Here is a 25,627-nt window from a genome sequence, read left to right on the forward strand (position 1 = left end):
GGAAGCAATTTCTGCTTCACCATTTGGATTACCCATCAGCGAGAACGGGGGTACTGGGGCTGAGTTTGGCTGTGGGTGGATTGATGCTGCTGGGCAGGGTTTGCATCAGGTTTGCCATTTCGAGGGCATTGAGGGCATATTCCCAACCTTTATTGCTTTTAATGCCAGCGCGCTCAAGGGCCTGTTGCATCGTGTCGGTGGTAAGAATGCCGTAGATAATGGGCACACCCGTTTGCATAGAGGCCGTGGCAATGCCTTTGGTGACTTCAGCAGCCACATAGTCAAAGTGGGGGGTTTGGCCACGGATGACTGCCCCGAGACAAATAATGGCAGCATAGCGACGACTGGCTGCCAGTTGAGCCGCCACAAGGGGAATTTCAAAGCTACCGGGAACCCAGGCGTAGTCCACCTGAGAACCATGGGGATTGGGATCAACACCATGGCGGCGCAGACAATCTTGGCAGCCCTCTAGCAGCTTGGTGGTAACCAAGTCATTGAAGCGGGAAATCACAATCCCAAAGCGAGGCGTTCCCAGAACGTGATAGGTGCCTTCAAAAACAGCCATAGGTGGAGGTGCCAAATCTTACCCAAAAGAGTATAACCTGCAATGGCCTAGGAGGAGCGATCGCCCTGCTCCACGAGGAAGTCTTGGGACTGCCACTGCTGCACAATACTAGTTAACTTGGTAACAAATGGGTCAGACGCTAAATCAGGGTGAAATTCACTAATTTTTGTATTGGTAGGTGTCTCTGAAAGGCGAGAGGGAGTAGGTTCCGGCACACTAATGGGCAATGACTGGCAGATAATGGCTTCAAACTCACTGTTGAAGTGATAAATCGGTTGCTCACGCCGTTGCCATAGCTCTAAAATTTGCTCTACGGAAATGGCTTTATAGCGCCCCAGATAGAGGGCTTCAATGAGGGCAAGACGAATCCAGCGGGGAGGAAAATGGCGCAACCAGCGATCTAGGATGACCTCAACTGAGGAGCCATCCAAATCAAACCCATATTGACGTAGCAGGCGATCGGCAGCCTGAATGGCGGCATTGTTGCCAATATGTGCCATGCACCAACTGTTGCACTCCCAAGGTTATGGTGCCTCTATGATGCCACAAGTTTTCCAAGGTCGCAGCAGCAGAGAGCGTAACCCTGATATGGTAGAAAGGCAAACTCTAGTGCTGTTCACTTCACAAGTGCATCATGGTGACTGCGCCTCCTCCTGAGCTGCTAATTGAAGATGCCCCGCTAACAATCGCTGGGCGGCAGTTTCGTTCACGCCTGATGACCGGTACGGGCAAGTATCGTTCCATTGCGGATCTCCAGGCCAGTGTTGCCGCGAGTGGCTGCGAAATTGTTACAGTAGCCGTACGTCGCGTTCAAACCAATGCCCCCGGTCACGAAGGACTTGTGGATGCCCTTGACTGGCGTAAAATCTGGCTGCTGCCCAACACCGCTGGCTGTCAAACCGCTGAAGAGGCGATTCGCGTTGCCCGTTTAGGCCGCGAAATGGCCAAGCTCTTGGGTCAAGAGGACAACAACTTTGTCAAGCTAGAGGTGATTCCCGACCCGAAATACTTGCTGCCCGATCCCTTTGGCACGCTTGCTGCCGCAGAACAACTGGTCAAAGAAGGATTTGCGGTTCTTCCCTACATCAATGCAGATCCCCTGCTGGCCAAACGCCTTGAGGAAGTGGGCTGTGTTACTGTGATGCCGTTGGCCTCCCCCATTGGGTCGGGGCAAGGTCTGCGTAATGCCGCCAATATTCAAATCATTATTGATCAAGCCAGTGTTCCCGTTGTGGTTGATGCGGGCATTGGCACGCCCAGTGAGGCGGCCGCCGCGATGGAGTTAGGGGCAGATGCACTCTTGATTAATACCGCGATCGCCCAAGCGGGCAATGCGCCGGCAATGGCCAAAGCCATGGCACTCGCAACCACGGCGGGTCGTCTTGCCTACTTAGCGGGTCGAATTCCCGTCAAAGCCTATGCCAGTGCCAGTTCCCCCCTGACGGGGACGATCGCGACAGCACCATGATGGTTGCCCTCATTCTCCTGAGCCTGCTGAGCCTCACGGGAAGCCTATTCTACATTGTTGCCACTGCCCTCACCTATCAATTTTTCACCCCCCAGCGGACGACTCGCCTAGAGTCCTTGCCGGCGGTCTCGATCTTGGTTCCTGTCTGCGGCTTAGAAGCAAGGGCTTGGCAAAACTGGTCTTCACTGTGCGAGCAAGATTACCCCGTCTACGAAGTCCTCTTTGGGGTTCAAGACCCCAGTGATCCAGCCATACCGGTGTTAAAGGCCATTTGCCAGACCTATCCCCACCGGGCTCGCTGGTATCTTTGTCAGCGGATTTGCGGGCTGAACCGTAAGGCCAGCAATGTCGCCCAATTGTTTACCCATGCGCGCTATGGGGTAATTGTTGAAACCGATAGTGATGTGCGAGTTAGACCCCATTACTTAGCCACTTTGGTGCAACCCTTGGCGGATCCCCAAGTGGGGGTCGTTACCTGTGGTTACATTGATCACCATCCGCGCCGCTTAGGAGCTGCGTTTCTGGCCATGGGGCGATGCCTTGACTTTATCCCCAGTGTGCTTGTTGCCCGCTTCCTTGATCGCGGGCTGCGCTTTGCCATTGGGCCAACCGTGCTGCTGCGGCGGGAAGTCCTAGAAACAATTGGTGGTTTTGAGATTGCACTCAATCGCATTGGTGAGGACTACCAACTGGGGTATGCAGCGTGGCGTGCTGGGTATCGCGTGGAGTTATCGTCCTATATTCTTGACAATGACTGCGCTGATGAGTCCTTTTTGAAGGCGGTGCAACGGGAACTGCGCTGGTGTCGCAGCATTCGTGCCAATCGCGGCAATCAGTATTTTGGCATGGTGTTTATGTTTGGCACCGTCTATAGTGCCCTGCTGTGGGGACTATTTCCAACCCCATGGACTCTCAGCGTCTTTCTGGGGGTTCAGGGTCTTCGCTGGTTGCAGGCGATCATGAGCATGGTGTTGATGGGTACCCCTCGGCTGCTGTTGTGGCTCTGGCTATTGCCCCTGCGGGATGTGATGAGCTTCCTGATTTGGCTGGGGGGCTGTTTTGGCAATCGCATCTACTGGCGCGGTCGCTGGTTGCGGGTCTATCGCCACGGTCAATTGCAAGAAATTGTTAAGGATTCTCAAGACTCGTAAAGTTCGCTTGTTAGAATAGCTGCACTGTAACGCTGAATTGAGGTTTGTTTCGATGCGCTATACCACCGATGAGGGCGGTCGCCTCAACAACTTTGCCATTGAGCCTAAGGTCTATCAAGCACAGCCTTGGACACCGCAGCAAAAAGTACGGGCAGCCCTGTTGGTTGCGGGCGGATTGCTCTTAGTGGCTGGCTTGGTGGCGATCGCCGTCGGAGTGAGCTAAGCTGCTTTGTCTTGGTTTTGATACCAGCGATGCCACCCTAGTGGCAGGCCTCTATGACTTGGGGGCAGATCAACTGCTGGAGATGAAAACATGGCCCTTGGGTCGAGAACTGGCCAGCCAACTTCACCCTTGCCTTGGGGAACTGATGGGTCGCTACACTTGGGGTGAACTAGGGGCGATCGCTATTGGCTGTGGCCCGGGCAGCTTTACGGGAACGCGCTTGGGGGTCGTGACTGCCCGCATCCTAGCCCAGCAACTGGAAGTTCCCCTTTTGGGTCTGTCTAGCCTTGGCACAATGGCGTGGCACTATCGTGATGAACTCATAGAACGGGATGGGGTGGTGTCGCGTCGTGCCCAGCAGGGGCATCAATACCTTGGCATTTACCGTTATCAGGGGGGGAGTCTCAACTCTCTTTGGGGCGATCGCCTGCTGGCAGACCACGAAGCAGAAACGCTTTTAGCCACTTGGCCTCACCCCTACAAACACCTGAGTCCCCCTAACCCCACCGACTATGGCCGCGCTTTGCTCACATGGGCAGCCCAACAGTGGCACGATACACTAAGGGCAGGGGAGAAACTTCCCCATTGGTCAAGCGTGGTGCCCCTCTATGGCAAATAACTGGGAACTTGGTCGCTTTCTCGATACACTGCGCTTTTTTCAAGCCCTTCCCTTTGTGGGAACCCTAGAACCTCTGCGCCCTGTGCTGTCACCCCTTTTACCGGATCTCTTTAAGCCGCCCGCCTATCGGGGCAGTGGTCTTGTTGTGGTGATGGGGGCAACGGGTCGAACCGGTCAAGCGGTGGTGAAAACCCTCTTGAGTCAAGGCTATGCGGTGCGGGCAGGGGTGCGCGATCGCGCCAAGGCGGAGAGTGTACTTCCCTCAGACCCTTTTTTAGACATTGTTGTTGCCGACGTGACTCAACCCTTGCCTGCCGATCTCTTGCAGGGCAGTCGGGCGGTGATCAACTGTGTTGGGGCAAAGGTACAGCCCAATCCCAACGCGCCACCCCCCGGCCTTGAAATTGTCGGTGCGAGTCCAGAGGCGGTTGAATTTGAGGGCATGCGGCATTTGTTGGAACGTGCCCAACCCTATTTTCAAAGTCAACCCAACACCTATCCCCTCTTTGACTATCGCTATCCCACACCCCCCCTGAAGGAAGTTTGGGGTGCCCTCGATGATGTGGTCATGGGCGGCGTCAGTGCCAGCCAGTTTTACCTCAAGGATCACAGTGCCCTCTTCACGGGGCTGGTTTCTACGGAAAATTCTGGGGGGTTTGTCTCGATTCGCACCCGCAACCTCACCCCAGCCCTCAATCTCCAAGGCTACACGGGCATTCAACTCCGGGTTCGCGGCGATGGGCAGCGCTATAAATTTTTCCTACGCAGTGACCCCGCTTGGGATGGCGTCGGCTATGCCATGTCCTTTGATACGGTGGCCGATCAGTGGATCACGGTTGAATTGCCCTTTAGCCACTTTATTCCGGTGTTTCGGGCCCGCACCGCCACCAATGCGCCGCCTCTGAATGTGGGGCAAATTTACTCGCTGCAACTGATGCTCAGCAAATTTGAGTATGACGGTGCCCTCAACCCCCACTTCCGCCCCGGCACCCTCAGCCTTGAGATTGAGTCGATTCAAGCCTATGGGGGGTTGCCCTTGCCCCGCATGATTCAGGTGAGTTCTGCGGGGGTGACCCGTCCGCAACAAGCGGATCTTGACCTGAAGGAGCAGCCCCTAGCGGTTCAATACAACGACCAATTGGGGGGCATCCTCACTTGGAAACTGGCGGCAGAAAATATGCTGCGCCAAAGTGGCCTCCCCTACACCATTGTCCGTCCCTGCGGTCTGACGGATCAGCCCGCTGGCAAAGAGCTGCGCCTTGATCAGGGCGATCGCCTGACGGGTTCTCTGAGTCGCGAAGATTTAGCGGCGTTTCTGGTCAGCTTACTGAATTTGCCCGTGGCCTGCTATCGCACCGTAGAAGTGGTGGCCACAGATCAAGCCGCCGAGGCCTATCCCAATTGGGCAGCACGCCTTGCCCAAATCCCTAGCGATCGCCCCTAGGAGACAGTGCGAAATGGTGCGTTTTCTCCATGTTGCCGATGTTCACCTTGGCTTTAACAAGTACCGCCAAGAGAATCCCAATCGCACGTTTGATTTTTTCACCGCCTTTGACAGTGCCCTGCAAACCTACGCCATCGAGGCACAGGTGGATTTTGTCCTGATTGCTGGCGATCTCTTTGAGGAGCGGATGATTACCCCCGGCATTCTCAATCAAGCGGAATACGTCCTCGACAAGGTGCGATCGGCGGGGATTCCCGTGCTGGCGATCGAGGGTAACCACGATAACTGCCCCTACGGTGTCAAGTCCAACTGGCTCCGCTACCTCTGTGAAAAAGACTATCTCTATCTACTGGAACCTGACGAAAGTGGCCAATTACAGCCGTGGGACGCCGAGGCAGCGCGGGGTGGCTATATGGATCTCCCCTGTGGCGTGCGCGTCATTGGTTCCCAGTGGTATGGTGCCAGTGCCCCCCGTGCCATCCAACAGCTGGCCAGTCAAATTCAGGCACTACCGCCCGCTGCTGGTGCGACGATTTTGCTCTTTCACCACGGCCTTGAGGGGCAAGTCTCCCGTTACCAAGGGGCATTGCGCTACAACGAACTCCTACCTCTGCGCCAAGCAGGTGTAGATTACCTCGCCCTAGGGCATATCCATCGCCATTACGCCGTTGAGGATTGGATCTTTAATCCCGGCTCCGTTGAGGCCAATTCGATTCAGGAAAATCAGCAGCAAAATCCGCGGGGGGTTCTCTTGGTTACCCTCGATCAGGGACCACCCCAAGCGGAACTCAAGCGCGACTATTGGCAGCGTCCCATCCATCGCTACACCCTCACCCTCACCCCCAGTGACACCGTGAGCCATATAGAAAGCCAACTGCAGCAACTGGTGCAGCGGCATCGCTCAGACATGGCAGAGGCGATTGTCGAAGTCACCCTAAAAGGCGAAGTGGGGTTTGAGCGGGGCGATTTGTCTGTGCGATCGCTCCAAGGGGAATTGCAGGAGGCAGCCAATGCGTTCATTTTTCGATTGGGGTTTGCCGCAACCCCTGTGGCCTATCAAACCTACCGTGATGCGACGGCTGAACCACCCCCCCGCGCCCAGATTGAAGAACAGGTATTTACGGATCTGCTGGCCAGTGTTGCTGAGTATCGCGATCGCGCCGAACCCTTGGCCAAGGTGCTGATGCACATCAAAGAAGATCTGCTGCAACCCAACGCCAATATTCCTGACCTTTACCAGTGGCTGGCAGACCTTTCCCTAGAGAGTTAGGGCTGGGGTGGTAAGGGGATGAGGGGTTGATTCGCCACATTGGCCAACTGGACAGCGGCAGACTGCAACAGGGCTTGCCATTTTTGCTGAAGTTGGGCATTCCCCGGCTGCGCTAGGCGTTGTTTGGCCAGTTGATTGAGGGTGTCGTACCAGTAGCCCGCCATGGCAAAGGCATCCGCCACATCTTTAGCTTGCACGATTCGCTGCTGTTGGCTTGGCGATAAGGGCATCGGTCGAAACCAACTGACGGTTTTGACGGCTGTGGTGCCATTGGTACAGGTGAGGGTGAGTTGCCACTGGTAATCCACACCATTTTTGAGGGCAACATTCTCCACAGGCCAGCCAATAATACCCGCTTCCGTGGGGGCAAGACGCTCTTGGCGATAGACTTCTGTGCCTTGGGGATCCCGCAGCGTCAGGGTTAGGGTGGCCCCCTTGTTGGCGGGAATGAAGCTATAGAGGGTAGGGGTGGGGGTGCTGCTAAGGCCATTGTTATCCTTGGGCACGAGGGCAACCACAGTTTGTTTTGGCTCAGTTAGACAGCTTTCGATGCCACCAGTACTTTCCCGCAGTAGCATGGGACGGGCAATCCGCGTTGCAGCTCCCTCACGGTTACCGGGGCGGCCAATATTAGCGGGTGGACGATAACTTGCCCAAGAGGCATGGGCGATCGCCCCAATCATGACCACTGCCAAACTTAGGGGAACGGCAAGGGGGCGGATCCTCAATCGAGTAGCCATGGCCACTAACCCCGTTGCTCCGAGCGTCGCACCCCTCACCCATGCGTAGCTCATCATACTTCCTACCTGACGACACCGATAGGACGATTCTAAGGGGCAAATTGTTGCCTTGCCAGTGATGGTGATCAGTGATTTTTTGTGCGTTGGGTCAACTTCCGTACCATTCTGTTTAGGCTGCTAAATGGGATGCGAGAAAGGCAATCACCTGATCTAGCCCAAGGCCAGTTTTCAAGTTCGTCATCACATAGGGGCGATCGCCCCGCATTTTCAGGGTGTCCCGTTTCATTACCTCTAAATCAGCACCCCCATAGGGGGCAAGATCAATTTTATTAATCACCAATAAATCCGACTTGGTAATCCCCGACCCGCCTTTACGGGGAATTTTATCGCCAGCAGCCACATCAATCGCGTAAATCGTTAAATCCACCAGCTCTGGGCTAAAGGTCGCAGCCAAGCGGTGTGGGGACATCCCCCGTTTCAACACTGAGAATTCGCTCGGGGGGAAGGGCTTGGGAACGCACCAAAAACTGGGCATCCACAAGGGCGGTTTTACCTGACCCCACAGGCCCTGCCACACCCACTCGCAATGCTGTCTCCATCGGCTTAATCCTTCTCAATGCGATAGCCCAACTCCGCCAAGCGCAACCGATCCTGTCGCCAGCGGGGGCGTACCTTGACAAACAGTTCTAAGTAAATCTTGCCACCAATGAGGGTTTCCATTTCTTGGCGGGCAGCGGTGCCCATTTGTTTGAGCAACTGACCCCCTTGGCCGATAATAATCGCCTTTTGGGTTGGACGCTCCACATAAATCACGGCGTGGACACGAGTCAGGTTGCGATCTTGCTGCACCTGTTCAATCGTCACGGCCACCGAATGGGGGACTTCCTCGCGGGTGTGATGCAAAATTTGCTCACGGATCAATTCCGCCATGATGAAGCGCTCCGGCTGATCGGTGACCATCTCTGGCGGATAGTAATAGGGGCCAAGGGGCAACTGCGCTTCAATCGCCGATTGCAATACACCAACTCCCTCTCCCGTGAGCGCCGAGCAGGGATAGGCTGGCCAAGGGCCAAGGGTTTGATAGTCCTGTTGCCGCTGTGGACGCTCCCCTGCCGGCAAGAGGTCAATTTTATTGATGGCCAAAAGCACAGGGGATTTTACTTTAGCCAGTAATTCTGCTACGTAGCGATCGCCCCCACCGGGGGCACTTGCCGCATCCACCACAAAGACAATGGCATCCACCCGATTGAGAACGCCCTTGGCATTATGCACCAGCACTTCCCCAAGGCGATGGTGAGGCTTATGGATGCCGGGGGTATCCACAAAGATCAATTGCGCCGTTGCCGTTGTCAGGATGCCCCGCAAGCGATTGCGGGTGGTTTGCGCTACGGGAGAGGTAATGGCGACCTTTTGCCCCAAGAGATGGTTAAAGAGGGTGGACTTGCCTACATTGGGACGACCCACTAAGGCGACAAAGCCAGAGCGAAAGCCGTCTGGGGCAACAGGAATACTGGAAATGGGTTCCACCGTCACTGCCTATGGCTTAGAGGGTATGGGTTGATCGTTGGCTGGTGGCGAGGGGAGAGGGTTAGGGCGGGTCTGTGTACTCAGCACCGGTTGTTCGACGGGTTGCGTGGCCAAGGCCACACGATTGCCCCCGAGCGATCGCAGGAGATCCAAGACTTGGATGACTTCGTTGTAGCTCACCACCTGTGATGCCCGCAAAATCACCATTCCTTGGGGATTCGTTTTCAAGTAGGTGGCCAAGCGTTCATAGAGTTCACTGCGGTTGACGGGGTCTTTATCCACAAAAAGTTGCCCCGCCGGATCAATGCTCACCACCAACATCTTTTGCGACTGCGCTTGACTGGTGCTGGCTTGGGGCAGATTCAAGGTAATCGCCTGCTGCCGCGTCAGACTCACCGCCGCCAAAATAAAGAACGTGAGGATACAAAAGACCACATCAATCAGCGGCAGCATTTCAATGCGAGCATTTTCACTCTCACTGGGCAAATGAATCTTCACGGCCATTCCTCAACCACGCTGCCTTAATGATAAAACTCTGAGCAAACAGAGTAGGATCAAAAAGTTTCCCCCCCGTGCAGTTATGACCAGTGCAACGCCCCAGCCCGGACAACTCATTGTGATTACTGGCCCTAGTGGGGTCGGCAAAGGGACGCTTCTACGGCAACTGCGACAGCGACATCCCGAACTGGCACTTTCGGTTTCGGCAACGACCCGTCCGCCACGCCCCACGGAGGTTGAAGGGGTGGATTACTATTTTGTCTCTGTAGAAGAATTTAAGGGAATGATTGCTGCTGGGCAACTCTTGGAATGGGCAGAGTTTGCTGGCCACTACTACGGCACCCCACGCAATCCGTTGCTGCAACTCATTGCCCAAGGAAAAACCGTCATCCTTGAAATTGAACTGCAAGGGGCACGCCAAGTTCGCCAGTCCTATCCTCAAGCGCGTCACATTTTTATTCTGCCGCCATCTTTAGCGGAACTTGAACACCGTCTGCGTAGCCGTGGCCAAGATAGTGAGGAGGCCATTGCCCGCCGTTTAGCTCAAGCGGAAACCGAAATTGCTGCGGCCCCAGAATTTGATGTTCAAATTGTCAATGATGATTTGGAAAAAAGCCTGATTGCTCTCGAAACAGCAATTTTTAGCCCTGTGCCCTAAGGCTCTGCCCGCACAATTCCGAGGTAGAGTTCCCCCACTTTAGGGTCATTGAGTAGTTCGCTGCCCAATCCCTCATAGCGATCTTTGCCCATTTCTAAGACATACCCGCGATCGCTCATGGCAAGGGCTTTGCGGGCATTTTGCTCCACCAGAATAATAGCGGTGCCTTGGGCATTAATTTCCTTGATTTTGGCAAAGACATCATTGACAAGAGCTGGGGAGAGAGCCGCGGAGGGTTCATCCAAGACCATAATTTGCGGGTCTAGCATCATGGCGCGTCCCATGGCCAGCATTTGCCGTTCTCCCCCGGAAAGTGTGCCTGCCCGTTGCTGTCGGCGCTCAGCCAAGCGGGGAAAGGTGTCATAGACCCGCTCTTTGAGGGTCTTGAGGTTGCCGCTTTTCGTAAAGGCACCCATCTCCAGATTTTCTTCAACCGTCAGGGTACGAAAGACATTGGCAATTTGCGGCACGTAGCCAATTCCCTTTTTGACAATTTGGTTGGGACGCAAGTAGGTAATATCTTCGCCAGCGAGGGTAATTGTGCCGAGGCGGGGCGTCAGTAACCCAGCGATCGTTTTTGCCAAGGTTGATTTTCCCGCTCCATTGGGGCCAATGACCGCCACTAGCTCGCCGGCTTCGAGACGAAAATTAACGCCCCGTAGAATATCCACATCGGGAATATAACCAGCATAGACATCAGCAACGTGGAGCAAGCTCATGGTGCAAAGGACATCGCCAGAGGTTCAACATCCTCAGTATAGAGGTTTCGCGCTGTGTCCCTAATTTTGCTCCTGAAGGCAAAAGATTGCTGTTGTGAATTGAGATCCTTGAGGACTTGATCAAGCACCTCTGGACAAAAATATCCTCTCAGCTCGGCAATTTTCTCAAACCCAGTCTCCACAACGCTTTGAGCAATTTCTAACAGATTTGGAGGTGCTTGAATTTTCCCGAAATTCAGTTCCAGATTGACTTTCACGTCCTGTGACCCTACGGATCTAAAAATTTTACAAAAACAAAAAAATGATCCCGTCTAGATGCTTGAAAATGACCTGTGCTATAGTAGTCGTAGAGCACCTTCTAGGAGGGTGCCGTGCTGGGATTCTTTCCCAGCCGAATTAATGGAAACTTAACAAATTCTCGATCTAAAAACTCAGCAATAAGTGCTGGGATTCTTTCCCAGCCGAATTAATGGAAACCTTAATAGACATAATAGTAACCCTCAAAAACAACAAGTGCTGGGATTCTTTCCCAGCCGAATTAATGGAAACAGAGTTTTCGTGAAACAATTACAAATATACCTTCTCGTGCTGGGATTCTTTCCCAGCCGAATTAATGGAAACTTAAAACGGATTTTATTGATTTATCTTGAAGTTTTGTGCTGGGATTCTTTCCCAGCCGAATTAATGGAAACTCAGCTCTTTGAATTTGCTTGGCAGGTAGTACAGAGTGCTGGGATTCTTTCCCAGCCGAATTAATGGAAACTTTTGCTGAATAAATAGCGCAAACACTGGCAAGTTTAGAGTGCTGGGATTCTTTCCCAGCCGAATTAATGGAAACTTTGAGTACGTGGATATTTGTAATGAACTTGATGGTGCTGGGATTCTTTCCCAGCCGAATTAATGGAAACTTAGAGCATTAGAATCAATTGCACGCACAATGGAAGGGTGCTGGGATTCTTTCCCAGCCGAATTAATGGAAACTTGTTGCTGCCACCCTGTTGATTATTCACAATGTGTGCTGGGATTCTTTCCCAGCCGAATTAATGGAAACGCATTGGAATATTTTCCTCTTTCCCACGATTGATATGTGCTGGGATTCTTTCCCAGCCGAATTAATGGAAACATTACAAGTGCCAACGGCTCGAGTACTACCTGAGTAGTGCTGGGATTCTTTCCCAGCCGAATTAATGGAAACAGCCCATAGTAAACTCCTACTAACTAACAACACTAGGGTGCTGGGATTCTTTCCCAGCCGAATTAATGGAAACGAAATGGCTTCCCGTCACTAAACTCGACGGGATGGTAAGAGGTGCTGGGATTCTTTCCCAGCCGAATTAATGGAAACACTTCCTCCTAAAAGGGGGCTTCAGGGGGGGAGATCAGTGCCTGAACCTGAGGTGGCAAGCAAGGTCGCGGAACCAGTAACAAGCATCCCTGACCTTTAGGGCGGGCAGTGTGTCAAAATTGGTGTTAAGTCGTGCACCCAGCGGAGTCAACGGAAACGCAGCAACAATGAAAGCCGTTGCCATCACAGAATTTGGTGACCCCGATGTTTTAGCGCTGCGGGAGATGCCTGAGCCGCAGATTCAAGCTGCCAATGAGGTGAAAATTCAACTGCGGGCGGCCAGTGTGAACCCCATTGATACAAAGCTGCGACAGCGGGGAACATTTTTTCCCGATCGCCGGCCCGCCATTCTCGGCTGTGATGGCGCAGGGGTGGTCGTGGCTGTGGGTGCAGCGGTGCAGCGGTTTCGCGTAGGGGATGAAGTTTATTTTTGCTATGGGGGCTTGGGCGATCGCGGCGGCTGCTATGCCGAATACACCGTTGTTCCTGAAGTTGCCGTTGCCCACAAGCCCAAAACCCTTTCCTTTATTCAGGCCGCTGCCTTGCCCCTAGCAGTGATTACGGCCTGGGAAGCCTTGGGCGATCGCGGGGCAGTCCCACCTTTGAATGTCCTCTCCACCGCAAAAACCGTTCTCATCCATGCCGGGGCGGGCGGGGTGGGGCATCTCGCTATTCAACTGGCGCGGCGATCGGGGGCAACAGTTGCCACAACGATTAGTTCCGCAGCCAAAGCCCGTTTTGCTGAACGTCTCGGAGCCACCCTTGCCATTAACTACACCACCAGTGATTGGGTACAGGCAGTCTTGGACTGGACAGAGGGCAAAGGAGTTGATTTTGCCCTTGATACCGTTGGTGGTACCACCTTTAGCGACACCTTCAAAGCGGTGCGTCCCTATGGCACCCTCGCCACCCTCTTGGAACCCGCCGCCGATACGCCGTGGAAAATTGCCCGCCAACGCAACCTCTTGATCCAACTCACACTGATGCTGACGCCGCAACTCATGGGGTTGAGTGATGCCCTTGCCCATCAGGGCAAAATCCTTGAGCAGGTGGCCACCCTCGTGGATCGCGGCGAACTAGAGGTTGTTGTCGATAAAACCTTTCCCCTCGGTGCAGCGGCGGATGCCCATCGCTATCTCAGCCAACGCTTGGTGCAGGGTAAGGTGGTACTCGTCCCATAATTGGGGATTTTCTGATGGTTGCTCAGATTCTTGGCGCCCTTCTCATCGGGCTGGAACAGGCTCAAGGGGTGCCGACATGGCTCAGCCAAACGCCCCGCAGTGATGTTTATCGGGTTTGCCGCATTTTTAACGGACGCCTTAGCTATTGTGGCCGTTGGTTCACAGGGGAAACGGTGCTGTTGCAGAACAACTTCTATCGCACCTGCCGCATCTTTAATGGACGCCTCAGTTATTGTGGCCGTTGGTTCACAGGGGAAACGGTGCTGTTGCAGAACAACTTCTATCGCACCTGCCGCATCTTTAATGGGCGCCTCAGTTATTGTGGCCGGTGGTTCACGGGGGAAGCAGTACTGTCGGAGCCTCGACGCTAACTTATTCTGGCTGCGAAGAGGGATACAATTCTGGTGGCATTGGCTCCGGTTGCAGGCTCACGGTTTGCCGGCGATCGCCCCGTTGAATCTCTAAGGTAATGGTCTGCCCTAGCTTTGTTTGCTCAACCACGCTTTGCACCTGTTGCGGGGTGGGTTGATTGAGATCGTTAATTTTGGCAATCCAATCTCCCACTTGCAGACCCGCTTTAGCCGCCGGCGAATTGGGGGCAATACCAACGATTAGCGTCCCTTGGGTTTGATTCAGTGTCCAGTTGGGCTGATCTTGACGGATTTGGGCAGCCACTTCTGGCGTCAATTGCACCATGCGAATCCCCAGATAGAGGTGCTGGGCGCGCCCCGTAGTAATAATCTGTTCAGCAATGCGATAGGCCGTATTGATGGGAATGGCAAAACCCAGGCCCTGCGCTTGGGAAATCACGGCGGTATTGACGCCCACCACTTGACCAGCAGCATTCAGAAGAGGGCCCCCGGAATTGCCCGGATTAATCGCCGCATCCGTTTGAATGAAGCTCACCCGCTTATCGGCAGCGCCAATTTCATTACTGGCACGCCCCGTTGCACTAATAATGCCGGCGGTTACGGTGTTACTTAGCCCCAAGGGGTTACCGATGGCGATCGCCCACTCGCCCGGGACAAGGGTATCCGAATTCCCCAGCTGTACGGTGGGTAAATTTTCGGCATCAATTTGAATAACAGCCACATCCGTCAGGGAATCAGCACCCACCACCTTGCCGTCATATTGGCGACCATCGGGGAGCGTGACTCGCACGGCAGTAGCCCCCTCCACCACATGGGCATTGGTCATAATCTTGCCATCGGGGGTAAAAATAAACCCAGAGCCTTGACCTTGGCGCAGCGGCACATCTGGTATTGGAAAAGGATTGAGAAAACTATCCTCTTGACTGCGGGGCAGTCGTAGGGTATCAATGCTCACCACCGCTGGCCCTGCCTCAGCAACCACCTTGGCAATGAAATTCTCCCCCGCATTGGGTCGCTCCGTGGGGGCAAGGGGAGGCAGAGACGCCTCCGTATTAGGGGTGGGGGAGTTGCGATCGGGCAAACGCAATGGACAGCCCGTCAGTGCCACAAGGGCGATCGCCATCCCAACGAGACTCAACCGCGTGCGAACCATACTCAACTCAACTCGGCAGCAGATCCACTCTAGCCTTATCCTGAAAATAGTGAGTTTGTCGAACCTCTGCTGGCATGCTGACTGTGATTAGCTACCTCGAACAGCCCATGACCTTTGATAGTTTCTTTGGACCTGTGACCCTGCAGCCCGGTCGCAATGAAAATGTCGATGAGCGGCGCTGGCGCAACTGCAAAACCCACAATGCTGACCTGCAAGCGCTGCTCAAAAAGGGGCTTATTGTGGTCGAAGACGTGGGGGTCAGCTCATAGGCCATGACGGATGCAGTCGCTGCCCTCTTTCAGCAAGGGCAACAGGCCTTCGAGCGGGGAAACTACCAACAATCGATTGCCCTTTTAGGACAGGCGGCGGCGCTGGCGGAGGGAAATGCGGTGCGATCGGGGGAAATTAGCCTCTGGTTAGTCACGGCCTATAGTGCTGCTGGCGATCAAGGGGCTGCCGTCAGCCTCTGCCGTCAACTCCAACGACACCCAGATCATCACACGCGGCAGGAAAGTCGTCGCTTGCTGGCGATTTTGGAGGCTCCCCAACTCAAACGCCGTCCGGAATGGTACAGCGAAATTCCCGACCTATCCCATGTGGGCGATCGCGCCTACACGTCCCCCTACAGCCGTTCCCCGAAAAAGCCATCGGCTGCCACCCCAAAACCCCAAGAACCACCGCCCCCTGCTACGCCTTTACCGAATGCCTTCATCTGGCTTGCCCTCACGGGCTTGGGCGTGGTCACACTCTTGGCAGCTTGGCTATAGTAAACTTCCCACCGACTAAAGTCGGGGGCTTTCAGTATCGGAATCTAGGAACACATGGGTAGAGAGCCACGGCAAGGAAACGCTGGTGTCTATCGATGAGAGGGGGTTTGACTCTCGAGTGGAGTGTGAGTATGGGTGGTCAGCGCAAGGCCAACGAATTGATGGAGAGCGAGCGGGGAAGCGTCAGAAAAGAGAGAGTTGAGTCGCAGGACGGTATAGACACCAGAAAGACTTCATCGCCCCAATCCTGTTTTCAGGATATTTGAATGCGGTAGGGTTTGTGAGCTGGCTGAGTCAGTACTGTTTGCCGGCATTAAAGAGACCTTCGTTGTTGATGATGGATAATGCACCAATTCATCCAAAAGGGGCGATTCAGGCAGTGGTGAAAGCGGCGGGTCACGAGGTGTTATTTTTACCGAAATACTCTCCTGATTTGAATGTGATTGAGCACGACTTCAGTGCGTTGAAGCGAGCGCGGATGTATGCAGGGTCAAACAGTTCGATTGATGAGGTGATTGGCAATTGTTGTGCTGGATAATGTCTTATTCTTTATTGGAATAACTATATTTGCCCACTTGTGCATCAGTGGAACCAACAACGTGTCTTTTCATCCGCCTAAAGTCACTAAAGAGGGGTATCAGCGCAGACCGGCCTAGGCGATCGCGCGCTGCAGATGATTTTGCAAGGTTTGAGTGGGCAGGCCACTCTGGAGATGCTGCCACGGTAAGATCGTCTCCTCTGGCCAATGGGCAGTGACGTAGGCTTCAAAGTCGGGCAACTGGCCTTGCAGTTCCTTAAATGCCCGCCGATAACTGCCCAAGGAAGTGCCGTAGTGGCGTACCTGCTCAAGCAGGGGAGCAAGCCGGCGATCGCCCCGCGAAATTAAAGCTTGAATCAGCGAGTCATTATAGGATTCAGGACGAAACTCAATCCCCAATTTGGCCAATTCTTTTTTCAGGAACTTAAGACGTTTTTCGGCCACGGGTTGCACGCCCCACCACTGAAAAGGAGTATGGGCCTTGGGCACAAAGGTACTACAGCCAAGGGTGAGTCGCAGGCGCGGCGCTGTTTTTTTCAATTGACGAAAAAGCTCTACCGTGGCTTCGACATCGGCATCGGTTTCTGTGGGCAGTCCCACCATGCCATAAAACTTTAGCCCCTTGAGGCCACCGGCTTGGGCATGGCTGGCAGCAGCAAGAATCTCCTCAGTCTCAAGCTTTTTGTTGATCACTTGGCGCAGCCGCTCAGACCCCGTTTCGATGGCGATCGTCAGGGATTGACTGCCCCGTTGACTCAAGAGTTGGGCAAGGGATGCAGTGACCGTATTTGTGCGCACAGACGCTAAACTCACCCGCACATGGTCAAATTGTGGTTGGCCTAGATGCTCAATCAAGGCGGGAAATTCGGGATGCTGGGTAATCGAGGCACCCAAAAGCCCTAGGCGATCGGTGACCGCTAGCCCCCGCTCAATGGCAGGAATCAGTGTTTCGAGACTGGGCGTGCGAAAGGGCAAGGTCAAATAACTGGCCAAACAAAAGCGACATAGCTCTGGACAACTGCGCACCACCTCCACCATGTAAATCTTTTCCCAAGCGGCGAGGGGGGTGACCACCGTTGAGGCAGCAAGGGTATTGCCGCGATGGACTTGTTTGGTCACTGTGGCGGGTACCGTGGGCTTTCGGGGTTCAATTCCTTGAATCGGGCCTGTGGCACTGGCATAACTGACGGCATAAAGACTGGGGACATAGAGGCCGGGCACTTGGGCAAGGGCTTCCAACTGTTGCGATCGCGGGGCAGCGCGCACCTGTGCCATGGTCGTCAAAAACGGCTCAAGGAGGGGTTCGGCATCCCCCAGTAAAATCACATCGAAAAAGTCGGCAAAGGGTTCGGGATTGGCCGTCAGCACTGGACCACCGCCAAAGACCAAAGGATGGCGATCGTGGCGATCGCGCTGCCAAATGGGAATGCCCAACTGCTCCAAGAGGGCCAATAGATTGCCGTAGTCCAACTCCCACGAGAAGGAAAAGCCCACCAACTGCGGATCCCGAGGCAGTGGCTCCTGCACATCGGTAAAGAGGCGACTCACGGCCACATCAGGACGGCTGGCCAGTTGTGCCCACACTAGTTGATACCCTAAGCTGGTGATCCCAACGCTGTAGGTATTGGGAAAGCCGTAGATGACCCGCAGTGCCTCTGGCCGCGGGCGGGATCGCTCAAAAAGGAGGGTTTCAGCAGTAAAGGGGGAATTCACCTAGGTTTCCGTTGACTTGCGGCGGCTGGTTTTTGCGGTCTTGGTGGCCGTCTTTGTACTGGTCTTTTTGGTGGTTGATTTTGGTTTCGGGGCAGTGGCTGTTGCGCTGCGGCGGGTTTTCTTCGGTGCTTTCTCCGCCAAGAGGGGCAGGGCTTGCTCAAGGGTCATGGTCTCTGGACTCACCCCCTCCGGTAGTGAGGCATTCACCTTACCGTGGTTGACATAAAGACCATAGGGACCATCAAAGACTTGCACTGGCTCGCCATCCTCTGGGTGAGTCCCCAACACCGCGAGCACCTGCTTCTTGGCACGGCCACGACTGGATTTTGGGATTGCCAGTAGCTCTAGGGCACGCTCTAGGGTAATCGTATAGACATCATCCTCCCCCTTGAGGGAACGATAGTCCTTCTCACCGTCAGGGTCATGGACAATGTAGGGGCCAAAGCGACCTTGATTGGCCTGAATCAGCTTGCCCGTTTCGGGATGAACTCCCAATGTGCGGGGCAGCGACAACAGCGTAATCGCCAAGTCTAGGGTAACTTCGTCGGGACTGACCCCCTTGGGTAGAGAAGCTCGTTTGGGTTTTGGATTGGCCGCTGTGGCTTCCCCCAACTGTACATAGGGGCCAAAGCGTCCCGTGAGTAAGAAGATCGGTTCCCCGGTCTCAGGATGCACGCCCAGCTTGTCGGGACCCTCTAGTTTTTGGCGAATTAATTGCTCCACTTGTTCGCGGGTGAGGCTACCGGGAGTGGCATCTTGGGGCAAGGAGGCTTTAATGGGTTCGCTGCCATTGCCATTTTGATAGACGACAAAAGGACCAAAGCGACCCACCACCACTTCGGCATTCAGTTCTGGCAGGGCGATCGCCCGGGCTTCTGTGGACTCAATTGTGCGCTCCCGCTCTTTGACCTGCTGCTCAAGGCCATTTTCACCCAAGTAGAAGGATTCAAGGTAGGGCTGCCACTGCACCTCCCCCGTGGAAATATCATCAAGGGTTTGCTCCATCCGCGCCGTGAAGTTAATGTCCACTAAGTCGGGGAAGTATTTCTCCAGCAGTGCCGTAACCGCAAAGGCAGTAAAGGTGGGTTCAAGGGCATTGCCCCGCCGAATGGCATACTCGCGGTCTTGGATCGTGCTGATGATGGTGGCGTAGGTGCTGGGACGCCCAATGCCGGCTTGCTCGAGGGCTTTAACTAGGCTGGCTTCGGTGTAGCGTGGCGGCGGCTGGGTTTCGTGACCGACACTTTCAAGGGCTTGGCAGCGGAGAATATCGCCCACCTGCATCAGGGGCAGCATCACCTCTTGGCTTTCGAGGGCGGCATCGGGATCATCCGACCCTTCCACATAGGCACGGAAAAAGCCGGGAAAATCAATGCGTTTACCGTGGGCACGGAAGAGGGCATCCCCTGCCGTAATCGAGACCGTTAGCAGGGTGACGCGGGCATCGGCCATTTGTGAGGCCACTGTGCGCTTCCAGATCAGGTCGTAGAGTTCCAGTTCCCGATCCTTAAGGCCAGTTTCTTGGGGGGTGCGAAACTGACTACCCGCAGGGCGAATCGCTTCGTGGGCTTCTTGGGCGCCCTTGGTTTTGGTGGTGTACTGCCGCGGCTGGGGCGACAAAAAGGCTTTGCCATACATGGCTTCCACACAATTGCGGGCAGCAGCGATCGCCTGTTCCGACAGATGCACCGAGTCCGTGCGCATATAGGTGATATAGCCCTCTTCATAGAGCTTTTGGGCAATGCGCATCGTCTCTTGGGCGGAGAGGTGCAGTTTGCGGTTGGCTTCCTGTTGCAGCGTCGAGGTGGTAAAGGGGGGAGCCGGTTTGCGGGTTTGTTGGCGCTCCTCCTGTTCAGTGACCGTCCATGTTTCCGTCAGCAGGCGATCGCGCAGGGCATTGGCCGCCGCCTCATCCAAAAGCAAGACCGCCTCAGGGTTGCGCACCTTTCCCGTGGCAGGATCAAAATCATTGCCCGTGGCCAAACGTTGACCGCCGACACTCACCAAACGGGCTGGAAACAGGGTTCCCCGTTGATCCAGCGTGGCCTTGAGATCCCAAAATTGCCCCTTGCGGAAGGCCAGCCGTTCTCGCTCCCGTTGCACCAATAGACGCACTGCCACTGACTGCACCCGCCCCGCCGACAGATGGGGAGCAATTTTCCGCCACAGCAGGGGCGACAGGGTATAGCCCACCAGGCGATCGAGGATACGCCGCGTTTCTTGGGCACGCACCAGTTGTTGATTGACATCGCGGCAATTGCGCAGGGCTTCTTGGATGGCCTCTTCCGTAATTTCATGGAAGACCATGCGCCGCACGGGCACCTTTGGCTCCAACAGTTGCAGTAAGTGCCAACTAATACTTTCCCCTTCGCGGTCTTCATCGGTCGCAAGCAGGAGTTCGTCAGCAGTTTTCAGTGCGGTTTTCAGGTCTTTGACAACTTTTTGCTTGTCTTTGGGGACAATGTAGAGGGGTTCAAAGCCAGCAGCGACATTCACCCCTAGGGTTGCCCACTCCTCCCCCTTGAGTTCAGGGGGCACATCAGCAGCGCTGCGGGGCAGATCACGAACATGACCCATCGAGGCTTCAACGCGATAGTCCGGGGGCAGAAATTTGCGAATGGTACGGGCTTTTGTCGGGGATTCAACGATAACAAGGGTGGACATAGCAGATGCTGCGGGATGGGTTTTTCGGCACTCTCAAGTTTAGCGATCGATCATAGAATTGTGTTCTCCCACCGTATCATGGGGAGCAAGGAGAAGCACTTCTTATATTGATAACCCTAGCCTAACCAATAGGCGATGCGGAGAATCTGTTTAGTCAGCATAACGGTTTTTTTGCCCGTGAAGTCTCTTGCCGCGTCGTCTTTCTTGCCGATGGCCAAATTATTGAGGAAGGATCGCCCCAAGAACTGTTTCGTCGTCCGCAACAGGAGCGAACCCGCCTCTTTTTAGAGCCTGTGCTGGTAAGATACTAGCCCTTGTAGGCCTTGATGCATTTTTCAACAAGGGGCTGCACCGCATCCACATCCTGCCAGCCAAGAATTTCAGTCACTTTCTTTTGCAGATTCTTGTAGGTACGGAAGAACTCAGCGATTTCTTCGAGGCGGTGGGGCGCAATGTCCTTGAGGGACGTCACCTCAGCATAGCGAGGATCATCAACAGGCACACAGAGAATTTTCTCGTCGCGATCGCCACTGTCAATCATCTCCAGCATGCCAATGGGACGGGCAGGAATCACACATCCCGGAAACGTCGGCTCATCCATGATCACTAGACCATCGAGGGGATCGCCATCATCCGCCAGTGTATTGGGAATGAACCCATAATCATAGGGATAGGTCACCGCCGAATAGAGCACGCGATCGAGGGCAAAGACGTTCATTTCCTTGTCAAACTCATATTTATTCCGACTGCCCCCCGCAATTTCCACCAGCACATTGACAACACCCGGCTTGGGTTGGGCAGGAATACGGCTCAGATCAATACCCATAGAATCATGTCCACGCAACAAGTCTCCATTTAATCGAGATCGGGACATTGAAGCAAGCACTGAATTGATCCCTTGGGTCGCTTTCCGCTAAGGTTTTGGGGAGTCCCTTGTCAGCTTTGCCCTATGTCTCTAAAGCGGTTGGTGCTTGCAGCCCTCAGTGTCGTGGTCGCTGCCCTCATGACGGTGTCGTTGCTGGGCAGTTATTTAGAACCCCAAACCCAAGGGCAAATTAACCTATTTCAGACCAATTTGTCACTACAAGCCCGAGAATGGCAGGGTCTGGGAGATGCCACAACCCGCGATCGCCTAGTGGGCAATTTAGAAGCTGCCATCCAAGCCTACGAAGCGGTGCTGGCAACCCCCACACCGCAAAATCAGCCTCTGCGTCTGCAGTTGGGACTGCTCTATGCTGAAGCAGGGCAGCGCGATCGCGCCCTCAACACATGGCAACTCCTCATTAATAAGGCTCAAGGGACAACCCGCAGTACCGCAGAAGTGCTGATGGCTTTGTGGGCTGATTCCCCCCAACTGCTTCCCGATGGGGAAACGTTGATTAAAAACACCCTTCAAGGCTGGTTTCGCGATCGCGCCCTCGAACGCCTCTATGAACTGCAACAGCGATCCGACGCCCTGATGACCTTGACCCGTGCAGAACAGCAGCGCGCCCAAGCAGCCTTCTATCGCCTTGCCCTGATTGGCACAACTCCTCTGCTAGGAAGTTTGATTGGGATTGTTCTTTGGATTGTCTGGATCTATCAACACCTGCGCCGCCGCCAGCACGGGAACACTCTGCCACCCCTGACCCCCGTGACATGGGGCTGGGAAACCCTCTGGGAAGGCATGGTAATCTGGTTTACTCTCTTTTTTGCCATTAGCTTGGTGCTCATGCCCTTGGTGCGCTCCCTGATTGGCATGGGACTGCCGCTGCGCTCTGCGATGGCTCAAACGCTGTATGCCTTAGTGAGCTACGGGATGATGATGGTTGCTGGCTTGGGCTGGCTGTGGTACTTTCTGCGTCCCTTTGGTAAGCGCCCTGCGGATTGGTTATGTTGGCAAGGGGGGTTAGGGGGTGCCTTGCGTTGGGGGGTCGGCGGTTATTTGGCGGCACTGCCCTTAGTCGTGGTCAGTTCGCTGATTAGTCAAGCCCTGCTGAAAAATCAAGGGGGCGGCAATCCTTTACTGGAAATTATTTTACAAAGCCGCGATTACACCACCTTTGCCCTACTCTATGTCATGGTGGCAGTGATGGCGCCCTTCTTTGAGGAGATTCTCTTTCGGGGATTCTTCTTTCGTTCGGTGCAATCCTATTTGCCCCTCGGCACTGCCATGGGGGTGACGGGACTCCTCTTTGCCATTGCCCACCTGAATTTAGCCGATCTATTGCCCTTGACAGTTTTGGGAACCGTGCTCAGCTACATCTACTGGCGATCGCAAAATATCGGTGCAGCCATGATTCTCCACAGCATCTGGAACAGTGGCTCCTTTTTGGGCTTGCTTCTATTGAGCGGCGGGACGGAAGCGGGGTTCTAACTGCTGCACCAACCACTGGCGGGGCACCAACCGACCAGCAAGGGCAAGGAAGCGATTGGCGGGCTGACCGGGAATGACCGTGGCCACATCGGTTTGCAACGCCGCAAGGGTTTCGGCAACCACCTGTTCGGGAGTGTCCTGCCGGGCAATGAGAGCCGAGTTGCGGGTCATATCGGCACGCTCAAAGAAGTTGGTGGCAGTGGGTCCGGGACAGACGGCAAGTACCCGAATACCCAAGGGTTTAACTTCTGCCCACAGGGCTTCGCTGAAGTGGCGAACAAAGGCTTTGCTGGCGGCATAGACGGCGAGATAGGGCAGGGGCTGAAAGGCAGCAATGGAGCTAACGTTGATAATCGTGCCTTGACGACGGGGGCGCATTTCTTGGAGCACGAGATGGGTGAGTTCTACTAGCGCTGTGATGTTCACTTGGAGCATGGCTGTCAATTGCTGGCGATCGCGCTCGTCAAAGGCCCCATAATCGCCAAAACCAGCATTATTGACTAATACATCCACCGTTAGTCCTAGGGATTGAATCTGTTCATAGAGGCGGAGCGCCGCATTGGGTTCGCTAAGGTCTTGGGGAATACCTACAACCGGTACTTGGGTGCTGAGCTGCGTCTTTAGCTTTTCTAGGGTGTCGAGGTGGCGACCAGTGAGAATCAAAGCGTGCTGGCGATCGGCCAAGGCTTGGGCAAAGGCCTGCCCTAATCCCCCCGTTGCCCCCGTAATCAGTGCGGTTGCCATAAAATAAAATTGTTACGAAACTTAAAGATCGCTATTCTAAAAGTAATACATTTCGGGAATGGGCAGAATGACCTCTACGCTTTCAGCCACCGCAGCTTTTCCCACCGCAGATTGGACTTGGCGTGGCCATCACATTCGCTACAGCGTCAATGGCAGTGGTGCCCCAGTGGTGTTGGTTCATGGTTTTGGTGCCTCTATTGGTCACTGGCGCAAAAATATCCCTGCCCTCACCGCCGCAGGTTACCGTGTTTATGCCCTTGATTTACTGGGTTTTGGTGCTTCGGCAAAGCCGGATTTAACCTACAGTTTGGATCTGTGGACCGAGCTACTGGCGGACTTTTGGCAAGCCCACATTGGGGAACCCGTGGTTTGGGTAGGGAATTCCATTGGTGGTCTGCTGTGTCTGATGATGGCGGCTCGCTATGGCCACACCTGCCGTGCGGTGAGTGTTCTCAACTGTGCCGGGGGACTCAACCACCGTCCCAATGAACTGAATTGGATGCAAAGCCTCTTTACGGCCATCTTTCGCACCTTGGTTGCCTCTCCCGGCATTGGTCATTTGATCTTTAACCAGATTCGGCAGCCGGAGCGCATCCGCAAAACCCTGACCCAAGTCTATGCCAATCCCGACGCCATTACCGATGAATTGGTGGAACTACTGCATCGACCCGCCATGGATGCCGGCGCCAAGGAAGTGTTTGCCCGTGTGATTTCAGCACCGCCGGGACCGAAAATTGTGGATTTGCTGCCAGAAATTCAAGTGCCGATTCTGGTGCTCTGGGGTGAGGTGGATCCTTGGACGCCGGTGTCGGGGACTCAGCACTTTGCAGCCCATCAAGATCGCTTGCCGATTCGCATTGAGCGACTGCCCAATACTGGCCACTGCCCCCATGACGATCGCCCGGAGCTGGTGAACCCGATCCTCATTGAGTGGTTGCAACAGTTGGGACACGCCTAACTCAAGAGGCAAGCAAGGGCATCGAGGCTTTCTGGCAACTGGGGCAAGAGAATGCGATCGCCGACCATGGCAGCACACAGCAGCATCATATAGAGAATCGAGAACTTAAAGAGGCTGCGTGCCTGTTCTTTGTCCTCTGGGGCTTGGGTCAACTGCCACGCGCGGTAAATAAACCAACTACCAAGGGCGATCGCCACCACACCATAGCCCCAGCCCACGACACCACAGGGGTAGATTAACAGCAGACTGGTGGGCACCAGTGCCAAGGTGTAGAGAAAAATCTGCCGTGCCGTGACGCGATCGCCGTTAACCACCGGCAGCATCGGCACCCGCACACGGGCATAGTCCTCTTGAATCAGCATCGCCAACGGCCAAAAATGGGGCGGCGTCCAGATAAAGATAATGGCAAACAGCACCCAAGCCGCCCAACTCAGTTCTCCCGTCACCGCTGCCCAACCCACCAAGGGGGGAATCGCCCCAGCCGCACCGCCAATCACGATATTTTGCGGCGAAGACCGCTTCAGCCAGTGGGTATAGACTCCCACATACACCGCAATTCCGGCCATAGCAAGGCAGGCACTCAGGAGATTGGCAAAGACCGCCAAGAGGCTAAAGGCCGTTGTTGCCAAGAGCACTGCTAGAAACACCGCTTCCCAAGGAGCCACCCGACCCGCTGGCAAAGGGCGATGGCGCGTCCGCTCCATAATGGCATCAATATCGCGGTCATAGAGACAGTTGATCGTATTCGCTGCCGCCGCTGCACAGGCACCACTGACAAGGGTTATTAGGAGCAATTGGGGAGCCACCCGACCTTGGCTTGCTACTTCCATTGCTGCTGCAGTTGTAATCAAAAAGAGCAGAATTAAGCGCGGTTTGGTGAGTTGGACATAGTCCACTAATTTTGTCGAGAGATCCCCCGTTGAGGAGGAAAGTCTGGCTAGGAATGTCATGCGAG

27 protein-coding genes, 2 pseudogenes and 1 CRISPR repeat array are annotated in these 25,627 nt (G+C 54.6%); of the genes and pseudogenes, 14 read left to right on the forward strand and 15 right to left on the reverse strand.

From position 1 onward, the window contains the following. Positions 1-28: 28 nt before the first annotated feature. Together ribH and RHH53_RS06410 are read right to left on the reverse strand one after the other, a co-directional pair. A complete protein-coding gene (ribH, locus tag RHH53_RS06405; protein WP_206201529.1) occupies positions 29-565 on the reverse strand; it encodes a 6,7-dimethyl-8-ribityllumazine synthase in 537 nt (178 codons plus the stop codon). A 47-nt stretch (positions 566-612) separates the two neighbouring features. Beyond that, positions 613-1,065, reverse strand: coding sequence for a hypothetical protein (locus RHH53_RS06410; protein WP_206201530.1), 453 nt, complete (start codon positions 1,063-1,065; stop codon positions 613-615). Between the two features lie 134 nt (positions 1,066-1,199). On the opposite strand from RHH53_RS06410, the gene RHH53_RS06415 reads away from it, so the two are divergent. Genes RHH53_RS06415 through RHH53_RS06440 form a run of 6 tightly spaced genes read left to right on the forward strand, consistent with a single transcriptional unit; the run spans position 1,200 to position 6,740 of the window. After that, positions 1,200-2,033 carry a thiazole synthase gene (locus RHH53_RS06415; RefSeq protein WP_206201531.1) on the forward strand — a complete coding sequence of 278 codons (834 nt, stop codon included), beginning with the start codon at positions 1,200-1,202 and terminating at the stop codon, positions 2,031-2,033. Continuing rightward, entirely contained in the window at positions 2,030-3,184 is a 1,155-nt protein-coding gene (locus RHH53_RS06420; protein ID WP_310744240.1) for a glycosyltransferase, read from the forward strand. Before RHH53_RS06415 ends, RHH53_RS06420 begins: the two co-directional genes overlap by 4 nt. Positions 3,185-3,236: 52 nt before the next feature. After that, positions 3,237-3,407, forward strand: a complete 171-nt coding sequence (gene psb34 / locus RHH53_RS06425; RefSeq protein WP_206201533.1) for a photosystem II assembly protein Psb34 — start codon at positions 3,237-3,239, stop codon at positions 3,405-3,407. 40 nt (positions 3,408-3,447) lie between these two features. After that, entirely contained in the window at positions 3,448-4,026 is a 579-nt protein-coding gene (tsaB, locus tag RHH53_RS06430) for a tRNA (adenosine(37)-N6)-threonylcarbamoyltransferase complex dimerization subunit type 1 TsaB (RefSeq protein WP_310744241.1), read from the forward strand. Then, entirely contained in the window at positions 4,016-5,470 is a 1,455-nt protein-coding gene (locus RHH53_RS06435; protein ID WP_310744242.1) for a CIA30 family protein, read from the forward strand. The genes tsaB and RHH53_RS06435 overlap by 11 nt, the downstream gene beginning before the upstream one ends. A 13-nt stretch (positions 5,471-5,483) precedes the next feature. Further along, positions 5,484-6,740, forward strand: coding sequence for a metallophosphoesterase (locus RHH53_RS06440; RefSeq protein ID WP_310744243.1), 1,257 nt, complete (start codon positions 5,484-5,486; stop codon positions 6,738-6,740). On the opposite strand, the gene RHH53_RS06445 is transcribed toward RHH53_RS06440, so the two are convergent. The 4 genes and pseudogenes from RHH53_RS06445 to RHH53_RS06460 form a co-directional block, all read right to left on the reverse strand. Further along, the gene (locus tag RHH53_RS06445; protein ID WP_302679125.1) at positions 6,737-7,537 is read right to left on the reverse strand and encodes a DUF928 domain-containing protein; all 801 of its coding nucleotides are present in this window, start codon (positions 7,535-7,537) and stop codon (positions 6,737-6,739) included. The two genes, RHH53_RS06440 and RHH53_RS06445, sit on opposite strands and share 4 nt — an antisense overlap. Before the next feature lie 112 nt (positions 7,538-7,649). After that, positions 7,650-8,079, reverse strand: a pseudogene (locus RHH53_RS06450) (GTP-binding protein). 4 nt (positions 8,080-8,083) lie between these two features. After that, a complete protein-coding gene (gene era / locus RHH53_RS06455) occupies positions 8,084-9,007 on the reverse strand; it encodes a GTPase Era (RefSeq protein WP_310744244.1) in 924 nt (307 codons plus the stop codon). A 9-nt stretch (positions 9,008-9,016) separates the two neighbouring features. Beyond that, complete coding sequence (locus tag RHH53_RS06460) at positions 9,017-9,511, reverse strand: biopolymer transporter ExbD (RefSeq protein WP_310744245.1); 495 nt, start codon at positions 9,509-9,511, stop codon at positions 9,017-9,019. A 76-nt stretch (positions 9,512-9,587) separates the two neighbouring features. Between RHH53_RS06460 and gmk the strand changes: the two genes are divergently transcribed. Further along, positions 9,588-10,163: a guanylate kinase gene (gene gmk / locus RHH53_RS06465; RefSeq protein ID WP_302679128.1), complete on the forward strand. Its 576-nt coding sequence runs from the start codon at positions 9,588-9,590 to the stop codon at positions 10,161-10,163. On the opposite strand, the gene RHH53_RS06470 is transcribed toward gmk, so the two are convergent. After that, positions 10,160-10,882, reverse strand: coding sequence for an ABC transporter ATP-binding protein (locus RHH53_RS06470; RefSeq protein WP_302679129.1), 723 nt, complete (start codon positions 10,880-10,882; stop codon positions 10,160-10,162). The genes gmk and RHH53_RS06470 overlap by 4 nt on opposite strands. Further along, on the reverse strand, positions 10,879-11,139 hold the full coding sequence (locus tag RHH53_RS06475) for a hypothetical protein (protein WP_310744246.1): 261 nt from the start codon (positions 11,137-11,139) through the stop codon (positions 10,879-10,881). Before RHH53_RS06475 ends, RHH53_RS06470 begins: the two co-directional genes overlap by 4 nt. 114 nt (positions 11,140-11,253) lie before the next feature. Next, positions 11,254-12,227: direct repeats of the CRISPR family, unit length 36 nt; unit sequence GTGCTGGGATTCTTTCCCAGCCGAATTAATGGAAAC. Positions 12,228-12,394: 167 nt separating this feature from the next. Between RHH53_RS06475 and RHH53_RS06480 the strand changes: the two genes are divergently transcribed. Both RHH53_RS06480 and RHH53_RS06485 read left to right on the forward strand, forming a co-directional pair. Continuing rightward, positions 12,395-13,408: a zinc-dependent alcohol dehydrogenase family protein gene (locus tag RHH53_RS06480; protein ID WP_302679130.1), complete on the forward strand. Its 1,014-nt coding sequence runs from the start codon at positions 12,395-12,397 to the stop codon at positions 13,406-13,408. Between the two features lie 14 nt (positions 13,409-13,422). Continuing rightward, positions 13,423-13,779 carry a hypothetical protein gene (locus RHH53_RS06485; protein ID WP_310744247.1) on the forward strand — a complete coding sequence of 119 codons (357 nt, stop codon included), beginning with the start codon at positions 13,423-13,425 and terminating at the stop codon, positions 13,777-13,779. A 1-nt stretch (position 13,780) separates the two neighbouring features. Here RHH53_RS06485 and RHH53_RS06490 read toward each other — a convergent pair whose 3' ends face one another. Then, the gene (locus RHH53_RS06490) at positions 13,781-14,932 is read right to left on the reverse strand and encodes a trypsin-like peptidase domain-containing protein (protein WP_302676437.1); all 1,152 of its coding nucleotides are present in this window, start codon (positions 14,930-14,932) and stop codon (positions 13,781-13,783) included. Positions 14,933-15,006: 74 nt separating this feature from the next. On the opposite strand from RHH53_RS06490, the gene RHH53_RS06495 reads away from it, so the two are divergent. The 3 genes and pseudogenes from RHH53_RS06495 to RHH53_RS06505 form a co-directional block, all read left to right on the forward strand. After that, on the forward strand, positions 15,007-15,201 hold the full coding sequence (locus RHH53_RS06495; RefSeq protein WP_149817974.1) for a hypothetical protein: 195 nt from the start codon (positions 15,007-15,009) through the stop codon (positions 15,199-15,201). A gap of 3 nt (positions 15,202-15,204) precedes the next feature. Continuing rightward, positions 15,205-15,699, forward strand: coding sequence for a hypothetical protein (locus RHH53_RS06500; RefSeq protein ID WP_206201544.1), 495 nt, complete (start codon positions 15,205-15,207; stop codon positions 15,697-15,699). A 229-nt stretch (positions 15,700-15,928) separates the two neighbouring features. Then, positions 15,929-16,237, forward strand: a pseudogene (locus RHH53_RS06505) (transposase); the annotation flags it as partial. A 114-nt stretch (positions 16,238-16,351) separates the two neighbouring features. Here RHH53_RS06505 and RHH53_RS06510 read toward each other — a convergent pair. The 4 genes from RHH53_RS06510 to RHH53_RS06525 all read right to left on the reverse strand — a co-directional run bounded on the left by RHH53_RS06510 (position 16,352) and on the right by RHH53_RS06525 (position 21,434). After that, positions 16,352-17,950, reverse strand: coding sequence for a radical SAM protein (locus RHH53_RS06510; protein ID WP_310438358.1), 1,599 nt, complete (start codon positions 17,948-17,950; stop codon positions 16,352-16,354). Then, on the reverse strand, positions 17,951-20,614 hold the full coding sequence (gene topA, locus RHH53_RS06515) for a type I DNA topoisomerase (protein ID WP_310744248.1): 2,664 nt from the start codon (positions 20,612-20,614) through the stop codon (positions 17,951-17,953). It abuts the gene before it with no gap. Between the two features lie 116 nt (positions 20,615-20,730). Beyond that, the gene (locus RHH53_RS06520) at positions 20,731-20,877 is read right to left on the reverse strand and encodes a hypothetical protein (protein WP_302679136.1); all 147 of its coding nucleotides are present in this window, start codon (positions 20,875-20,877) and stop codon (positions 20,731-20,733) included. Between the two features lie 44 nt (positions 20,878-20,921). Next, positions 20,922-21,434 (reverse strand): inorganic diphosphatase, encoded by a 513-nt coding sequence (locus RHH53_RS06525; protein ID WP_149821614.1) that lies wholly within the window; start codon positions 21,432-21,434, stop codon positions 20,922-20,924. 129 nt (positions 21,435-21,563) lie between these two features. Here RHH53_RS06525 and RHH53_RS06530 point away from each other — a divergent pair, with 129 nt between their 5' ends. Beyond that, positions 21,564-22,970: a type II CAAX prenyl endopeptidase Rce1 family protein gene (locus tag RHH53_RS06530; RefSeq protein WP_310743556.1), complete on the forward strand. Its 1,407-nt coding sequence runs from the start codon at positions 21,564-21,566 to the stop codon at positions 22,968-22,970. Here the strand turns inward: RHH53_RS06530 and RHH53_RS06535 are convergent. Further along, a complete protein-coding gene (locus tag RHH53_RS06535; RefSeq protein WP_302676432.1) occupies positions 22,938-23,714 on the reverse strand; it encodes an SDR family oxidoreductase in 777 nt (258 codons plus the stop codon). The genes RHH53_RS06530 and RHH53_RS06535 overlap by 33 nt on opposite strands. A gap of 67 nt (positions 23,715-23,781) precedes the next feature. On the opposite strand from RHH53_RS06535, the gene RHH53_RS06540 reads away from it, so the two are divergent. Beyond that, on the forward strand, positions 23,782-24,672 hold the full coding sequence (locus tag RHH53_RS06540; protein WP_206199465.1) for an alpha/beta fold hydrolase: 891 nt from the start codon (positions 23,782-23,784) through the stop codon (positions 24,670-24,672). Here RHH53_RS06540 and RHH53_RS06545 read toward each other — a convergent pair. Continuing rightward, on the reverse strand, positions 24,669-25,622 hold the full coding sequence (locus RHH53_RS06545; protein WP_302677839.1) for a heme o synthase: 954 nt from the start codon (positions 25,620-25,622) through the stop codon (positions 24,669-24,671). The genes RHH53_RS06540 and RHH53_RS06545 overlap by 4 nt on opposite strands. Between the last annotated feature and the right edge of the window lie 5 nt (positions 25,623-25,627).

The organism is Thermosynechococcus sp. PKX82 (genome assembly GCF_031583255.1).
GTDB lineage: Bacteria > Cyanobacteriota > Cyanobacteriia > Thermosynechococcales > Thermosynechococcaceae > Thermosynechococcus.

Coding starts and splice junctions, on each gene's coding strand:
- RHH53_RS06500 (WP_206201544.1), top strand. CDS start 15,205: ATGACGGATGCAGTCGCTGCCCTCTTTCAGCAAGGGCAACAGGCCTTC.
- RHH53_RS06495 (WP_149817974.1), top strand. CDS start 15,007: ATGCTGACTGTGATTAGCTACCTCGAACAGCCCATGACCTTTGATAGT.
- ribH (WP_206201529.1), bottom strand. CDS start 565: ATGGCTGTTTTTGAAGGCACCTATCACGTTCTGGGAACGCCTCGCTTT.
- RHH53_RS06435 (WP_310744242.1), top strand. CDS start 4,016: ATGGCAAATAACTGGGAACTTGGTCGCTTTCTCGATACACTGCGCTTT.
- RHH53_RS06545 (WP_302677839.1), bottom strand. CDS start 25,622: ATGACATTCCTAGCCAGACTTTCCTCCTCAACGGGGGATCTCTCGACA.
- psb34 (WP_206201533.1), top strand. CDS start 3,237: ATGCGCTATACCACCGATGAGGGCGGTCGCCTCAACAACTTTGCCATT.
- RHH53_RS06470 (WP_302679129.1), bottom strand. CDS start 10,882: ATGAGCTTGCTCCACGTTGCTGATGTCTATGCTGGTTATATTCCCGAT.
- RHH53_RS06460 (WP_310744245.1), bottom strand. CDS start 9,511: ATGGCCGTGAAGATTCATTTGCCCAGTGAGAGTGAAAATGCTCGCATT.
- RHH53_RS06445 (WP_302679125.1), bottom strand. CDS start 7,537: ATGATGAGCTACGCATGGGTGAGGGGTGCGACGCTCGGAGCAACGGGG.
- RHH53_RS06410 (WP_206201530.1), bottom strand. CDS start 1,065: ATGGCACATATTGGCAACAATGCCGCCATTCAGGCTGCCGATCGCCTG.
- RHH53_RS06490 (WP_302676437.1), bottom strand. CDS start 14,932: ATGGTTCGCACGCGGTTGAGTCTCGTTGGGATGGCGATCGCCCTTGTG.
- RHH53_RS06535 (WP_302676432.1), bottom strand. CDS start 23,714: ATGGCAACCGCACTGATTACGGGGGCAACGGGGGGATTAGGGCAGGCC.
- RHH53_RS06540 (WP_206199465.1), top strand. CDS start 23,782: ATGACCTCTACGCTTTCAGCCACCGCAGCTTTTCCCACCGCAGATTGG.
- RHH53_RS06480 (WP_302679130.1), top strand. CDS start 12,395: ATGAAAGCCGTTGCCATCACAGAATTTGGTGACCCCGATGTTTTAGCG.
- topA (WP_310744248.1), bottom strand. CDS start 20,614: ATGTCCACCCTTGTTATCGTTGAATCCCCGACAAAAGCCCGTACCATT.
- RHH53_RS06415 (WP_206201531.1), top strand. CDS start 1,200: ATGGTGACTGCGCCTCCTCCTGAGCTGCTAATTGAAGATGCCCCGCTA.
- RHH53_RS06420 (WP_310744240.1), top strand. CDS start 2,030: ATGATGGTTGCCCTCATTCTCCTGAGCCTGCTGAGCCTCACGGGAAGC.
- RHH53_RS06440 (WP_310744243.1), top strand. CDS start 5,484: ATGGTGCGTTTTCTCCATGTTGCCGATGTTCACCTTGGCTTTAACAAG.
- RHH53_RS06485 (WP_310744247.1), top strand. CDS start 13,423: ATGGTTGCTCAGATTCTTGGCGCCCTTCTCATCGGGCTGGAACAGGCT.
- RHH53_RS06530 (WP_310743556.1), top strand. CDS start 21,564: ATGTCTCTAAAGCGGTTGGTGCTTGCAGCCCTCAGTGTCGTGGTCGCT.
- gmk (WP_302679128.1), top strand. CDS start 9,588: ATGACCAGTGCAACGCCCCAGCCCGGACAACTCATTGTGATTACTGGC.